A 14,076-nucleotide genomic window follows, 5' to 3' on the forward strand; every position below is an offset into this window, starting at 1 on the left:
GTCTGCTTTTTGGCCGTCGTCAGCTCGTAGTCCGAGAAGCCGAGCTGCTTGCCACCCATCAATCCAGTCCTGGCCTGTGATCACAGCACCATTGTCCCGTGGATCGCTGGGGTTTTCCAGAGCTTCCCTAGAGCCGCAGCAGACATCGGCGAAAGCTTGCGGATGACCTACTCAGGTGTGTGGCGGGTTCGTTTCATGGTGGAGTCCCCAGCCCAGCCTGGCCCGATGAGAACTCTCATTCACGCTGGACCGATATCCAGGGGCCACGTCACACCCGATGCCGCAGATCATGATCACCACTGACCAGTCCAACAGAGCGCCCTCAGACTTTCAACAAACAGCGCCGCAACCATGACCACCAGGCGACGCAAGCCGATTCGGGATCTCACCATCCGCGAATACTGCCTCTACCGGGCGATCTGTATCGAGCTGGAGGACCTGGAGCAGTCGATCCTCTACGACGGCACCGTGAAACTGGACCTGGAGGCACTCGCCATGGCCATGCGCGACCGTCGCCTCCTGATCGAATGGCTGCGGGAGCTCTACTTCCCGCCCTCCTCCGACTTCGCCGATACGGGCCTCACGGAGGAAATCGAGGAACAGCTGCTCACTGGTGCACTGTCTTGATCACCATTGCGCAGCCCTCGAAGGCCATGCACCACAGGCAACCCACAAAAAAAGCCCCGCGTTAGCGGGGCTGAGATGGTTGAGTGTTGAGCCTCAGCCCACGCTCCACACGCCACCGGCAATCTTCACCAGGGGAGCCACGATGGTGGTGCCAGCCAGGAACCAGGCGAAGGCAGCACCGCCGCAACCGCCGAGCCAGAAGCCACTGGCAAACTCAGCCCAACCGGCCTTGGTGAAGAGGTCGGCAGGGGGATTATCGATCGTGGCGTCAGCGGGCTGAACGCTGGGGCCGAGACCAGCGGTGCCGTAGATCGACAGGCACACGGTGAGGATGGACACCAGACCAACAGCAGCGAGCAGGCCGGCGGTGCTGGCGTACTCAGTGAGGCGCAGCGGACCAGTGATGGCAAAGGGGCCATACAGGAAGAAGCCATGGGCCATCCCCACTTCCAGACCGCGACGGTTGGGGGAGAGGGAAGGGCGATAGGCCGGCAGGGCATTGAGGAATGCCCTGGTGAAGTAGCTGCTGTTGACGGGAGTGGCCAGATTGCCGACGCAGGGGTCGGCGACAGGGGTCACGGTCATCGGTGGAAGAGGGTCGGTTGGCTGGATGGAAGCGGCGACTGCTCAGTCGCGGGCTTCTATCACGTTGAACAGCAGGGCCATGGCCACCGCAGGAGCGAGGATCCCGACAAGGGGCACGAACACCGAGGGCATCCAGGCGGCGACGAAGTCTCCGGTCATCAGCGTGGGCCAATACAGCTACCGTTCGGCACTGTAAGGAGCCCCTCCGAAACTGCCGTTCAGCAGCCTGGTGGGCGACATAAAAGTTCAGACCGCTCCCCCAGACCACCCGCCAAGCCATGACCCAGGCCCTCTCCGGTGCTGCACTCGCCGCCCTGATCGCCGTGTGCTGGCTGCTGGGACGGCCGAAGCCGAGGTTGCTGAGCTCCACCGACACCGCTCAGGTGGCGGCCCTGAACCGCAGCCAGATGGAGCTGGTGCTAGCCGAGCCAGACGGCCCCAGCCCAGAACCCGCTGAGGAGGAAGCACCCCACTGGCCCCGGGATGCCCGCAGCCGCCAGCAACTGTTGGCCGAACTGGAGAGGCAGTTCCGTGCTGGTGGTGATCAGCGCCAACAGGCCATGGCGGCCTGCAGGGCCTGGGGCCACCGGGCAGCGTTACCTCTGATCCGAAGAGGCCTGAAGGATGCCGACACCACGGTGGTGAGCCTGGCCGCCGAGGCCATGGCGGCCTTCCGCGGCCGCAGCACAGCGGCGAGGCAACCCACTCAGAACGCTCCGCTGCCCCGCAATGTTTCCCGCACCCGATAGATCGGGCGCCCCTGGCTCTCGTGATAGGTGCGCATCTGCAGCTCAGCCAACAGGCCAAAGCAGAACAACTGCACGCCCGCCACGATGGCCAGCACGGCCACCAGGAGCAGCGGCCGGTTACCGATATCGGCGTTCGCCAGCAGCTTCTCGGCCAGAAGATAGAGGGCCAGCACCAGGCCTAGCGCAATGGAGGCAAGGCCGCCAAAGCCGAACACGTGCATCGGACGGGTCAGAAACCGCTTCATGAACCACACGGTGAGCAGGTCCATGAGCACCCGGAAGGTGCGATCAATCCCGTACTTGCTCTGGCCAAACTGACGGGCCTTGTGGTTCACCTTCACCTCGGTGATCCGTGCGCCCTCGATGAAGGCCAAGGCCGGCAAAAAGCGATGCAGCTCGCCGTAAAGACTGATGTCCTCCACTAGCTCCCGGCGATAGGCCTTGAGGGAACAGCCGTAGTCGTGTAGGCGCACTCCAGTGACCTTGGCAATCAGTCGATTCGCCAATCGAGAAGGGAGCAGACGACTCAAGCCATCGTCCTGGCGCTGATAACGCCAGCCACTCACCAGGTCGTAGCCCTGTTCAAGCTGCTCCAGCAACATAGGGATATCGGCTGGATCGTTCTGAAGATCGCCGTCCAGCGTCACGATCAGATCCCCACGGCTGGCATCAAAACCGGCTGACATGGCCGGTGTCTGCCCGTAGTTGCGACGCAACACCATCGCGACAAGTTCAGGGGTCTGAGCCGCCATGACCCGCAGCACGCTGGCTGTGCCATCGGACGATCCGTCGTCGACCAGCACCAGCTCAAACGGGCGTCCCAGGGGCCGCAGTGACGCCAAAAGCTGTTCCACCAGCAGCGGCAGGCTCTCCTCCTCGTTGTAGAGGGGCACCACGATGGACAGTTCGGGCCTGAGCGGCGCGCTCATCGGACACCTGTGAATGCCTGCAACCTATGCGACGCCGTCGTAGCAGCGCATCACCCGCCCAGCCCCGCGCAGCTCCCGCCGGTAGTGGCTGCTCACGGGATGCAGAACCTGGGGATCGAGGCTGTCGATCCCCAGGCCATGACGGCCGTGCTCGCGGCCGGAGCTGTGCAGGTAGCGGCCCTCTCCGAGGTAGAGGCCCACATGACTGCAGCGCTGGGGTTGGCCGAAAAAGAGCAGATCTCCGGCCCGGAGTAGGCCATAGGTGCCGGGACGCACCGCCACCGGCTGACAGAAGCGCTCTTGCTGATAGGCATCCCGGGGGATCCACACGCCAGCCGAGGCAAAGGCGCTCTGGGTAAACCCGGAGCAGTCGAAATCTGGGCCCAGAGTTCCCCCCCAGAGATAGTGGTTGGCGCACTGGCGCGCCCGCTCGGCAAAGGCCATCACGCGCGGCAGCCGGGCGGCGATGGTCTGGGCATCCAGCAGCTGGGGTCGTGGTCGCGGCGTCGCGCGGGCATGGCCAAGCAGGTCGCCGGGCGCGATCCAGCCGGGATAGCCGTCCTCGAGCAGGCGAACCCATAGCCGGTGCTCTGGCGCCTGCTCGGGTTGCAGCACCTCCAGGCAGCGGCCGGCAGCCGCCTGCGTGGCCAGGCCGCTGCCGGACGGGCGGCTGTAGAGGTTGATCGGGGCCGTCAGCCGCCAGAGGCTGCCAGGTTGCAACAACTCCAGAGCCGCAGGGGTTCCCGGAGCCAGGCTGCCTAATCTCGCCATTAACGCCTTGGGCTGTGATGGGGTTTTACTGCCCGGATGGGCCGATGCAGCGGATCCTCTCCGATGCGATCGACCAACTGGAAGCCCAGGGGCGCCCGGGGCTGCGGGAGCAGCTCTCCGTGACCTGGTTGCGCTACGGCAGCAGCCTGCGGGGCACCGCCAGCACCGCCCAGGATGGCGAGGCCTTCTGGGCACGCCCGGTTCACGGCGCGGCGTGGGGCGGCGAGCAGCCCCGCTACCCAGCCAGCGTGGTGAAGCTCTTCTATTTGGTGGCGGCCGAAGCCTGGCTGCAGCGCCAGTTGATCACGGACAGCCCTGAACTGCGCAGGGCACTGGCGGACATGATCCGCGACTCCAGCAACGACGCCACCGGCATGGTGCTCGACCTGCTCACCGGCACCCAGAGCGGCCCGGAGCTGCCCCCCATGGCCCTAGAGCGCTGGAGCCTGCAGCGGCAACTGGTGAACCAGTGGTATGCGGGTCTGGGCTGGCCTGAATGGCTGCACTGCAATGCCTGCCAGAAAACCTGGGGCGATGGGCCCTACGGGCGAGAGCGCCAGTCCTATGGGGAGCAGCTCGAGAACCGCAACCGACTCAGTACCGACATGACCGCCCGGGTGCTGCACGGCGTGATGGCGGGAGCGATGGTGTCTCCCCCCGCCAGCGGCCGCATGCAGGAGTTGCTGGCCCGCTCCCTGGATCCCGCCGCGCGGGCCGCGGATCCCGAGAACCAGGTGGATGGCTTCATCGGCGGGGGCGTTCCCGACGGCACTCAGCTGTGGAGCAAGGCCGGCTGGATGAGTCAGGCCCGCCACGATGCGGCCTACCTGGAGCCCCCCGGCCACCATCCCTGCGTGCTGGTGATCTTCAGCGAGGGCCCTGAACGGGCCCAGGACGAGGCCCTGCTGCCGGGGCTCACGACACTGCTGGTGGAGGCCCCCACCAGCTGAGAGCGGAGTGCCAGACCAACATTCCACCCAACTCTCAGAGAGACCGCGCTGGAACAGGGAACATCGATGCCTACGCCGGAGGGCGGGAATCCCCAAAAAGTTCTCCCAAATGCCAACGACGCTTTGCCCATCTACTGATGATCACTTAGCGCCACTAATGCCGGTTATTCCATCAAGGCCAGCTCGAATCATCGGCTTTTCCTGACTCGCCACGGTCACACAAATGCCGCCAAAGATGCGACTGGGTGCGAGAAGTCCATATCGAATCCTGGCCAAGTCATCATGCCCAGTTCTGAACCATGACGGCGCTACTGAGGCGACCATCGGCAGCGGCATCAGCGGACTCCTGCTCACGCTGGTCGCACTGGCTGCCATCCCTTCCCTGCTGGCGCTCTCTGCTGTTCTTGGGCTCTGCCTGCTTGAGGCAATACCAGGCGCCCTTTAGCATCTGGCACTAAGCACCACGCCCCTAGCATGACCCGTGATTCCCTGGGCGATTGAGGTATCGTGCCTGTTATGGCAAAGCAAGTTCGCCTAACCCTGGCCAAGGCAATCGCCAAGGCAAATCTGCGACGTGCCGAGACAGGCGAGAAACCCATCACGATGAACTCGTTGGCGGTTGCTGCTGGAGTGGCGGCAACCACCATCACCCGCCTGGCGAGAAGCGACGACAAGGCAGCGTCGGCACTGTCGCTGGATTTGGCGGGGAAGGTCGTGACCGTGCTGGATTGTGGAATTGAGGATCTACTAGAGGTTGCTGAGCGGTGAGCGAACGCCTGGAAGAAAGAAACAAGGAATCAGGACTGATTTCGCCGCTACTCTCCTATTTTTCTCATCGATGGGAAGAGCTGTTCTTCCTTCTTGTTTTTGCATTGCTGTGCTTTGAGAACTTGGCATTCGTTTCCGATGCCGAGTTTCTCTCTTCCCTTCATGGAGCAACTGCCTTCTTTGCCGAGTTCGAGTTCTTTGTCGTTCGCCGCCTCTCCTACGCAACCATCCCCCTAGTCGTCCTACCCCTTGCCTACCTGTTTGCCTCTAGAGGCAAACCTCAGTGGTCGCGGAGGTATCTCGATATCCTTGGGATCTACTTTATTGCAAGGATGACCACTCAGTTGATCGGCCTGAATATTCTGGTATTCGATTTCACGACCTCGCGGTTTCTCCTGATTACCCAACTGCTCTTCTTCCTCCCTTACTCTCTTCTTGTCTGGGGGTGGATTTATTGGCGACTGGACACAAGCGCCGGAAGAAAGCAGCGACAATTATTCCGGCTCGATATCGAGAGTGAAAATCCGCGCCCCATTGACTATCTAATCGCCTCCTTTTCTTCTGTTTTTTCTGCTTCTATCAGTGGGATCAAAGGGAGATCTGCCCGGGCAAGAATCCTGATCCTTCTTCACGGGCTCGTTATTTATGATGCAATGGGATTAACTCTTTCAAGAGCAGTCGCTCTTGTCCAAAATAAGTAACAAGATTTTTATTTCAGGTCAGTGATGCCGCCAGGTTGCGGAGGCCGCCTAAGTCTTCACCTGGATCCTCGTCTTCTGCTTCTGGCATGGCGAAGGTCGTCGAGTCAGTCACAGAGACTTGGTGCCTGATCACCAGTTTGCCTACGGGGACGAGATTTTGTCACCTTACACTGTGGGCGAATAGACCATCTGCGCCCTGCGATTGGCAGCTGCTCGACTGGCTCACTTGTCGCCCGTTCTTCCTCGCCGCATCAACAGCTAAAACTTCAATGGTTGCTGGCGGTTGGGCAAGATCCACGCCAAGGATCGCCTGAATGCTTTCTCGCTCAGCCATCTTGCCGCGCCTCACTGTATAGCATATTGGCCTCATATTCACCCCCTACACCTTCTCCTCTCTAATTTTTCATCTTTAGAATCTGACCATCACATCGACATCTTGAGAAATCGTGCCCCAGACCTCAGCCGCATCTGATTCAGCCTCTTCGGAAGACGACGAAGTCACTCAGCAGGTCGTAGTTACGCTTTCATTCCCAACCTTTGCTCGCCTGGTTGAACGCTCGATCAAGGAGCGGCAGTCCCTCAGTAACTTGATTTCTCAAATCCTCGATCACACACGGTAACTGTCTAGCACCTGATTCTTTGCTTGGTCTTGATCCCTCTCGTCCCTAGGCCTACCTCCAAGACCCCTTCACCCAGATCTGCTCCAGTGACTGCCTGAACGCTCCCTCGCTCATCGGTCGTGCAGTGAAGCTTGAGGCGTATCGATAACCCATAGCCCTAGAGATGGTCGTCACTGTGTCGCCAGGATCTGCTGTTTGCAGTTTCTCCATGGCAGCAGCGGATAAGCGTGAGATGTGCTTGAAGCATCTGGCTTTTGTGCTTTATGACCGCTGTGGCCTGCATCTCATCTGCGGCTAGTTGTCATGACTCAAACGTCATGGTGCATGGATCCCTCAACACTGAGGTGGACTGGTTTTTGTGGACAGGCCCCATCGTTAGTCTCTGAGGCGGGGGAGAAATCCATCACCATGAACTCTTTGGCGATTGCTGCTGGGGTGGCGGTAACGACCATCACGAGGTTGGTAAGAAACGACGACAAGGCAGCGTCAGCACTCTCGCTGGATCTGGCATCCAAGATCGTGACTGTGCTGGATTGCGGGATTGATGATTTACTGGAGGCAGTCGACGAACTATAATCAGTTTTAAACATATTCCAGCGGCGCAAATGAGTGGAGAACTGCCTGGCGACGAGAAAGTCGTTTGCAATGTCTGCGAGGAGCAGATCGACGAGGCAGTTGAGTCGGTCTTTGACGTCTTGCAACTTGATCCCGAGTTGAGCGATGGTTTCTACGCGCTTCTCGTTAACTGGTTAGACGAAAATAATATTGACGTTATTCCAAGGGGTTCATTCGAGTAAGAGCGCGCCTTGTCTTGCTCCCGCGATCGATACGATGTGCTGAGGGGCGCTGTTCATTTGTCAATGTCTTCACGCTGAGTGCCCAGATTGTTGGTAAGCGCGTCAGCGACCACTTCCTGAATCTTCTTGCTAAGATCCTCTCTCGACCATTCCTCAGAGATCATCTCTGTCTGCTGGAGCACCAACTCAATCGCTGCCACCTCCTGATCAGGCGGATACTTATAGCGTTTCAGCAATCCCTTGATCATTGTTCGCAGTCGTGCCCGAACGTTTTCCTTGTATTGCCAATCGATACTGAGGTTGCCCCTGAGTTTTTCTGCCAATTCCCGTGCCATCGTCGTCAGCACCTCATCACCCATCAGGTCTTGTGCTGACTGGTTATTCGCTAGGGCGTCGTAGAAGGCAACCTCAGCAACAGACAACCCCATCGCTTCTACCTTCTCTGCCTCATCACGGAACTGCTTTGCCATCGCAATCAGTTCCTCGATCACCTGTGCCGCTTCGATGGAGCGATTGGCATATTTGTTCAGGGATGCCTGGAGCAGTTCACTGAAACGCTTCTGCTTGACCACGTTGGTCTTGAAGCGTGTCTGAACCTCTTCCCTTAGCAACCGTTGGAGCAGTTCAACCGCCAGATTCTTCTGGGGGATCTTGCTGACCTCTGCCAGAAACTGATCTGACAGGATGCTGAGATCAGGCTTTTGTAGACCTGCGACCTTGAAGACATCAGCGATTCCATCTGCGACCAGCGACTCAGAGAGCAGTTGGCGCAACTGAAAATCAACATTCTTGGGGGCACCACCATCACCTCCCACTCCATCACCCTTGATCAGTGGTGCTCGGATCGCCTGAAGGAAGGTCACCTCATCGTTGAGTGCCATCGCTTCATCAAGGGTTCCGCACAGGGCAAATGCTTTGGTCATCGCCAGCACGGTGTCGCAATAACGCTTTTTGCCTTCTTGTAGTTCAAGGATGTGATCCAGGCAGTTGGGCAGCAGTGCCATTGCTGTTTTGGGATCCCTGAAACCACTCCAGTCGATGGGGTGGAGCAGGTCACGGGCAACCTGGAGTTTCTCCTTGAGAATCCGCAGCGCCTCACTGGTGTCAATCGTTGGATCACCCTTGCCTTTCGATGCCGTGTAGGTCGCCAGTGCTTCCTTGAGTTGAGGTGCGATGCCGATGTAATCGCACACCAGACCGCCTGGTTTGTCTTTGAAGACCCTGTTGACTCGGGCAATCGCCTGCGCCAGGTTCGCCCCCTTCATCGGTTTATCCACATACATCGTCGCCATACAGGGAGCATCAAACCCCGTTAACCACATATCCCGCACCAGCACGATCTTGAGCGGGTCGGCAGGATTCTTGAACCGTTTCTCCAGATCCTTCTTCTGTTGCTTGGTTGTGTGGTGCGGTTGGAGGTATTGCTCATCTGCTGCCGATGCCGTCATCACGACTTTGATGGCACCTTTCTTCGGGTCGTCGTCATGCCAGTCAGGTCGCAGAGCAACGATGGCGTCATAGAGGCGAGCACAGATGTCTCTGCTCATTGCCACCACCATCGCTTTGCCTGGTTGGGTGCGTGAGCGTTGCTCAAAGTGGGCAACCAGATCCGCCGCCACCTGCTTCAGGCGTGGTTCAGCGCCCACCAGTGCTTCCAGTGCTGCCCACCTGCTCTTTGCCCGCTCGGCAGCAGGAATGTCGTCTTCATCTGAGAAGAGGTCATCTACCTGCTCATCCACCTGGGGCAGCAGTGGTTCCTTGAGTGCCAGTTTTGCCAGGCGGGATTCGTAGTAGATCGGCACCGTGGCACCGTCTTCCACTGCCTGCTGAATGTCGTAGACGGAGACGTAGTGCCCGAAGACCGCCTGAGTGTCACGGTCGTCTTGGGAGATGGGCGTTCCCGTAAAGGCAAGGAACGTTGCCTGGGGCAGGGCATCCCGCAATGCCTTTGCCAATCCGTATTTGATCTCCCCTGTCTTGGTGTCGAAGCGACCTTTGAACCCGTATTGGGTGCGGTGCGCTTCATCGCAGATCACCACGACGTTGTGGCGGTCGGTCAGAGCGGGGAACTTCTCCTCTCCATCCTCGATGGCGAACTTCTGAATCGTGGTGAAGATGATGCCGCCACTGGGTCGGTTGCCCAGCAGATCCCTCAGTTCCTGACGACTGTCTGCCTGCTTGGGGGATTCACCCAGCAGATCGCCTGCTCCAGCAAACACCCCGAACAGTTGCCCATCCAGGTCTTGGCGATCCGTGACCATCACCAGAGTCGGGTTCTCAAGGCGTGGATCGGTGAGCAACTTGCCCGCCAGACACGCCATCTCAATGCTCTTGCCTGCGCCCTGGGTGTGCCAGACGACGCCACCCTTCTTGTCGCCATCGGGTCTGCTTGCTTTGACCACGCTTTCCACTGCTGCTCTGACGGCGTGGAACTGGTGGTAGGCAGCGATCTTTTTGATGATCTGCCCGTCTTCTTCAAACAGGCAGAAGGAGCGAACGAACTCCAGCAGTCGCCCCTTATCGAAGATCCCTTGCACCAGGGTCTCCAGGTCACGGTGGTTGCCCAGCGGATCAATGGGGTTCTCCCCTTCGATCGTGCGCCAACGCTGGAACCGCTCCTTATCAGCACTCAAGGAACCCAACCGTGCCTGGATGCCATCGCTGATCACCAGCAGCACATTGGGCGTGAACAGGTCGGGGATGTCTTGCTTGTAGGTCTGGAGTTGGTTGAACGCCGCCCAGATGTCTGCCTTCTCATCGGCAGGGTTCTTCAGTTCGATCACCGCCAGCGGCAGACCGTTCAGGTAGACCACCACATCAGGGCGGCGGTTGTTCTTGGTGCCCTGGATCGCCAACTGGTTCAGCACCAACCAGTCATTGGAAGCAGGGTCGTCAAATCCGATGACCTTGAGACGAATGCCGACCTGCTGGTTCCCATCCATATAGGTGATGGGTAACCCCTGGGTCATCCAACGGTGGAAGTTGCGGTTGGATGCCAGAAGACCAGGCACGTTTGGGTTCGCCAGTTGGAGCACCGCTGACTCAATGGTGCTCACTGGAACTTCTGGGTTCAGGCGCTGAAGTGCTGAGCGCAGACGACCAGTGAGGATGACCTGCCTGAAGTCTGTGCGTTCAGGCGTAGTGCCATCAGGGGCAAGGTCGGGAGCAAAGGCATAGGCGTATCCCAGTTCCTGGAACCACTCAAGGCACTGCTGCTCCAGATGGTCTTCTGTGATGAGTGCCATTAGACACCGACCTCCTCAAGCATTCGCTCAGCGGCAGGGATTCGGATTTCACCTGAGATGAGTTTGGGGAGCAAGGTATCACGCAGTTGAGTCAAAGATCTGCTCTCCTTCTTGTTCCTTACAATGGTGTCGAGTAGAGGTTTTGATTTCACTCCAAATAAGTCGAGGATGGTCTGGCTGGGAATAACAATCTTGAATCTATCAATATCTCCTTTGCCAAGATGGATCACGGTTGTTGCCGTCTCTGACATTTCAACCTCCATTAGCGGTTTGCGTATCGACTCCATTACGAAGCAGGAGTGATCGTTTGTTTTGGGCACGAACTGACAAACCCTCTGGTTCATCCAGCATTCATTGCCGCCCCATAGATATCCCCTGAACTCGCCATCCATTCCCACAACAATGTCGCCAGGTTTTATTAGGGTTCCTTTTGGATGGATCTCAGTAGTGAAAACAGCAGGCGCTTCAGTGGGGAGGTCTCTGATTCGTACAACTGGAACACCCTCGCCATTGCTGTTGAAAAGCGACGAGGAAAAGGGTGCGCCGTAAATCACAGACGAAACTTCATATATTGATCCGACCCGCCACCCACTCGGAATCTCACCCAGTTCCGAATCCTCAAATGAATCGCTGAACAGGTCACTGATTTCTGCTGGCAATCCAGTTGGTCGACCTTCTGCCTTCGCTCTTACTGGATCAAAATCCACAAACCACGACTTGAAGAGCGCCTTTGCCATCGCCTCCAACGTTTCGTTGGTCTTTCGGTTAAGCTCGATCTTGTCGTCAAGGGTGCCGAGGATAGAAATAATGCCTTCCTGCTCTTTGCGTGGAGGAAGAGGAATCATCATCTTGTCTACTCTTGTAATGTAAATATGCTTGATGGTGGATCCGTCGGAACCTGCCTCCATCTGTCGCTGATATTCGGGTGCTTCCAGCACGTATTTGATATATCTAAAATCTCCTTTGCCGTTGCTCTGGAGCAGAGCAACTGACTGGTTAATACAGATGTCGCCTCTGTCGCAGAGTGCCAGTCGCCCGATGCTTCCATCTTTGGTAAGCAGCAAGTCGCCCTTTACTGGTCTGCTCTTGTCTGTCAACTTGCCTCGATAAGCATCCCAGGACGTTCTCCTGGCGGTTTGATATTGGATTCTTCCATTCTTGATATCTTTTGCGGTGACCATATATGCCCCATCACCATCGATGGTTGGCATTGGATTTGTGAATCCATATGTTATGCGAGAGCACACGTCGCCGAGCGGGACGTATTTCCATTCAGAACTCATATCCCAACCTCCTCATATTCTCAGCAATCTGCTGATCCAACCTTGCTCCCTCTTCCTGCTGCTGCTTGAGCAATCCAGTGAGGCGCTTCATCTTCTCATCAAACGCCTCACCATCATCTTCAACATCTGCTGCTCCCACGTAGCGACCAGGCGTGAGCACAAAACAATTCTTCTCGATCTCTTCTAACTTGGCGTTGTAGCAGAAACCAGCGACATTCTCATAAGCGTCAGACACCTCACCATCGCCACGCCAAGCGTGAACGGTGTCTCCAATCTTGGCAATATCCTCATCGGTCAACACTCGCTCAACCCTGGTCTTCATCGTGCCCATCTGGCGGGCATCAATAAACAGCGTCTCTCCACGACGATCACGACCACGCTGGGTCTTGTCATTCGTCAAGAACCACAGGCAGACAGGAATCTGAGTGTTTAGAAACAACTGTGCTGGCAGCGCCACCATCACCTCCACCACATCGCCACGAACCATCGCCTCACGAATCTGCCCCTCACCGCTCTGGTTAGAACTCATTGATCCATTAGCGAGAACTACCCCTGCTTCACCGCCAGGGCGAAGTTTCCAGAGCATATGTTGTAACCACGCATAGTTGGCATTGCCGACTGGTGGTCTCCCATAAACCCAGCGTGGATCACTCTCGTATTTCTCCCCACCCCAATCCGAAATGTTGAACGGTGGGTTGGCAAGGATGTAGTCGAACTTCTGATCAGGGAACTGGTCTCTGGCAAAGGTGTCAGCGGGTTCTTGACCCAGATCAGCAGCAAACCCACGGATCGCCAGGTTCATCGCTGCCAATCGCCAGGTGGTCGGGTTGCTCTCCTGCCCATAGATCGAGGCGTCATCACGCTTGCCACCGTGCGCTTGGATGAACTTCTCGCTCTGAACGAACATTCCGCCAGACCCACAGCAGGGGTCATAGATCCGACCCTTGTGTGGTGCCAGCACAGCAACCAGCGTTTTGACGACGTGAGCAGGTGTATAGAACTGACCCCCCTTCTTGCCTTCTGCGCTGGCGAACTGACCCAGGAAGTATTCGTAGACCTCACCCAGCACATCTCCTGATCGCTGGTCGTCAGCAAATCCAATGGTGGAGATCAGATCCACCAGTTCACCCAGTCGCCCTGGTTCCAGTTGGGCAGTACCAAACCGCTTATCCAACTTTCCCCTCAAGGGAAGGTTCTCGTTCTCGATGGCAACCAGTGCCTTGTCGATCAGTTGACCAATATCAGGTTGCTTTGCCCGTGCCCGTAGCGACTCCCAGCGGGCATCAGCAGGCACCCAGAACACGTTCTCCTGGGTGTAGTAGTCACGGTCTTCCAGCGATGCCTGGTGCTCCGCAGGGTCATCACCCACGTAGTTGTCAGAGTCTGGGTCGCTGACCATCAGAAGCACCCTGCCTTGTTGGGCGGCAAACGTGTCTGAGATGTATTTGAGGAAGATCAGACCCAGAACCAGATGCTTGTATTCCGCCGCATCCATCTGGGCACGAAGTTTGTCGGCACTCGCCCAGAGCACTGCCTTGAAATCCTTGGCGGGTGCTTCCTTCTTCGCTCTGCCTCGACTGTTGCCTGCTGCTGGTGCTGAGGGTGCCTCGTAGCGACTGCCTCCAGGGATCCCTTCTGCCAGGCGCACGGATCCACCACGCCCCTGCCCCTTGCGGATCATTCCCAGAGTCAGTGCCTTCTCCTTGACCGCCTCGTATTCCTTTTCGCTGATCTGCCTTTCTGCTACCCGACTTAGTGCCTCCCGTGCTGAGAGGTTCCCCATCGTGCTCCGATCGGGCGGGAGCACCTCCAGCAGCAGATCCCCCAGGTCTTCATCGCTTGCTTCGGGTGTGCTGAAGGTCGCGGAGTCGGTCACTGGCGCTGGTCGCTTCCGCCCATTTTTGCCTACAGCACTGGGTTTTGCCCGTTATGCGGATCTCGCATGGAACTTGCAGGCGCTACCCGTGCGCTTGGTTGACGACCCTTGACCCCACCCCATCGCCGCGACTAGTACAGGAGTACCTTCCCTGCCTTTGTGGTCGTCTCCCGCG

General features: G+C 57.9%; 13 protein-coding genes. 6 read left to right on the forward strand and 7 right to left on the reverse strand.

Annotated features, from left to right (window positions below; genetic code table 11):
• The first annotated feature begins 351 nt into the window (after positions 1-351).
• Complete coding sequence (locus KBZ14_RS00005) at positions 352-627, forward strand: hypothetical protein (protein ID WP_255116241.1); 276 nt, start codon at positions 352-354, stop codon at positions 625-627.
• Positions 628-720: 93 nt separating this feature from the next.
• Here the strand turns inward: KBZ14_RS00005 and KBZ14_RS00010 are convergent, their stop codons facing one another.
• On the reverse strand, positions 721-1,212 hold the full coding sequence (locus KBZ14_RS00010; protein ID WP_255116242.1) for a photosystem I reaction center subunit XI: 492 nt from the start codon (positions 1,210-1,212) through the stop codon (positions 721-723).
• Between the two features lie 42 nt (positions 1,213-1,254).
• Positions 1,255-1,371: a photosystem I reaction center subunit VIII gene (locus KBZ14_RS00015; RefSeq protein ID WP_010315023.1), complete on the reverse strand. Its 117-nt coding sequence runs from the start codon at positions 1,369-1,371 to the stop codon at positions 1,255-1,257.
• A 119-nt stretch (positions 1,372-1,490) separates the two neighbouring features.
• On the opposite strand from KBZ14_RS00015, the gene KBZ14_RS00020 reads away from it, so the two are divergent.
• Complete coding sequence (locus KBZ14_RS00020) at positions 1,491-1,961, forward strand: HEAT repeat domain-containing protein (RefSeq protein ID WP_255116243.1); 471 nt, start codon at positions 1,491-1,493, stop codon at positions 1,959-1,961.
• Here the strand turns inward: KBZ14_RS00020 and KBZ14_RS00025 are convergent.
• The gene (locus tag KBZ14_RS00025; RefSeq protein WP_255116244.1) at positions 1,919-2,890 is read right to left on the reverse strand and encodes a glycosyltransferase family 2 protein; all 972 of its coding nucleotides are present in this window, start codon (positions 2,888-2,890) and stop codon (positions 1,919-1,921) included. The two genes, KBZ14_RS00020 and KBZ14_RS00025, sit on opposite strands and share 43 nt — an antisense overlap.
• 24 nt (positions 2,891-2,914) lie before the next feature.
• Complete coding sequence (locus tag KBZ14_RS00030) at positions 2,915-3,661, reverse strand: C40 family peptidase (protein WP_255116245.1); 747 nt, start codon at positions 3,659-3,661, stop codon at positions 2,915-2,917.
• A 17-nt stretch (positions 3,662-3,678) separates the two neighbouring features.
• Here KBZ14_RS00030 and KBZ14_RS00035 point away from each other — a divergent pair, with 17 nt between their 5' ends.
• The 4 genes from KBZ14_RS00035 to KBZ14_RS15890 all read left to right on the forward strand — a co-directional run bounded on the left by KBZ14_RS00035 (position 3,679) and on the right by KBZ14_RS15890 (position 7,276).
• On the forward strand, positions 3,679-4,611 hold the full coding sequence (locus KBZ14_RS00035; RefSeq protein ID WP_255116246.1) for a serine hydrolase: 933 nt from the start codon (positions 3,679-3,681) through the stop codon (positions 4,609-4,611).
• A gap of 516 nt (positions 4,612-5,127) precedes the next feature.
• Positions 5,128-5,379 carry a helix-turn-helix domain-containing protein gene (locus KBZ14_RS00040; protein ID WP_255116247.1) on the forward strand — a complete coding sequence of 84 codons (252 nt, stop codon included), beginning with the start codon at positions 5,128-5,130 and terminating at the stop codon, positions 5,377-5,379.
• Entirely contained in the window at positions 5,376-6,080 is a 705-nt protein-coding gene (locus KBZ14_RS00045; protein WP_255116248.1) for a hypothetical protein, read from the forward strand. Before KBZ14_RS00040 ends, KBZ14_RS00045 begins: the two co-directional genes overlap by 4 nt.
• Before the next feature lie 1,028 nt (positions 6,081-7,108).
• Entirely contained in the window at positions 7,109-7,276 is a 168-nt protein-coding gene (locus KBZ14_RS15890) for a helix-turn-helix domain-containing protein (protein ID WP_399210585.1), read from the forward strand.
• 274 nt (positions 7,277-7,550) lie between these two features.
• On the opposite strand, the gene KBZ14_RS00055 is transcribed toward KBZ14_RS15890, so the two are convergent.
• The 3 genes from KBZ14_RS00055 to KBZ14_RS00065 are packed head-to-tail and all read right to left on the reverse strand — an operon-like array spanning position 7,551 to position 13,901.
• Entirely contained in the window at positions 7,551-10,742 is a 3,192-nt protein-coding gene (locus KBZ14_RS00055; protein WP_255116250.1) for a type I restriction endonuclease subunit R, read from the reverse strand.
• Complete coding sequence (locus KBZ14_RS00060; protein WP_255116251.1) at positions 10,742-12,025, reverse strand: restriction endonuclease subunit S; 1,284 nt, start codon at positions 12,023-12,025, stop codon at positions 10,742-10,744. The genes KBZ14_RS00055 and KBZ14_RS00060 overlap by 1 nt, the downstream gene beginning before the upstream one ends.
• Entirely contained in the window at positions 12,015-13,901 is a 1,887-nt protein-coding gene (locus KBZ14_RS00065) for a class I SAM-dependent DNA methyltransferase (protein ID WP_255116252.1), read from the reverse strand. The genes KBZ14_RS00060 and KBZ14_RS00065 overlap by 11 nt, the downstream gene beginning before the upstream one ends.
• Positions 13,902-14,076 lie beyond the last annotated feature (175 nt).

Origin of the sequence: Synechococcus sp. HJ21-Hayes, assembly GCF_024345835.1 — a bacterium.
Lineage (GTDB): Bacteria > Cyanobacteriota > Cyanobacteriia > PCC-6307 > Cyanobiaceae > Vulcanococcus.

Bases quoted from the DNA above. Each gene is read 5' to 3' on its own strand.
- KBZ14_RS00005 (WP_255116241.1), top strand. From the start codon at position 352: ATGACCACCAGGCGACGCAAGCCGATTCGGGATCTCACCATCCGCGAA.
- KBZ14_RS00010 (WP_255116242.1), bottom strand. From the start codon at position 1,212: ATGACCGTGACCCCTGTCGCCGACCCCTGCGTCGGCAATCTGGCCACT.
- KBZ14_RS00015 (WP_010315023.1), bottom strand. From the start codon at position 1,371: ATGACCGGAGACTTCGTCGCCGCCTGGATGCCCTCGGTGTTCGTGCCC.
- KBZ14_RS00020 (WP_255116243.1), top strand. From the start codon at position 1,491: ATGACCCAGGCCCTCTCCGGTGCTGCACTCGCCGCCCTGATCGCCGTG.
- KBZ14_RS00025 (WP_255116244.1), bottom strand. From the start codon at position 2,890: ATGAGCGCGCCGCTCAGGCCCGAACTGTCCATCGTGGTGCCCCTCTAC.
- KBZ14_RS00030 (WP_255116245.1), bottom strand. From the start codon at position 3,661: ATGGCGAGATTAGGCAGCCTGGCTCCGGGAACCCCTGCGGCTCTGGAG.
- KBZ14_RS00035 (WP_255116246.1), top strand. From the start codon at position 3,679: ATGGGGTTTTACTGCCCGGATGGGCCGATGCAGCGGATCCTCTCCGAT.
- KBZ14_RS00040 (WP_255116247.1), top strand. From the start codon at position 5,128: ATGGCAAAGCAAGTTCGCCTAACCCTGGCCAAGGCAATCGCCAAGGCA.
- KBZ14_RS15890 (WP_399210585.1), top strand. From the start codon at position 7,109: ATGAACTCTTTGGCGATTGCTGCTGGGGTGGCGGTAACGACCATCACG.
- KBZ14_RS00055 (WP_255116250.1), bottom strand. From the start codon at position 10,742: ATGGCACTCATCACAGAAGACCATCTGGAGCAGCAGTGCCTTGAGTGG.
- KBZ14_RS00060 (WP_255116251.1), bottom strand. From the start codon at position 12,025: ATGAGTTCTGAATGGAAATACGTCCCGCTCGGCGACGTGTGCTCTCGC.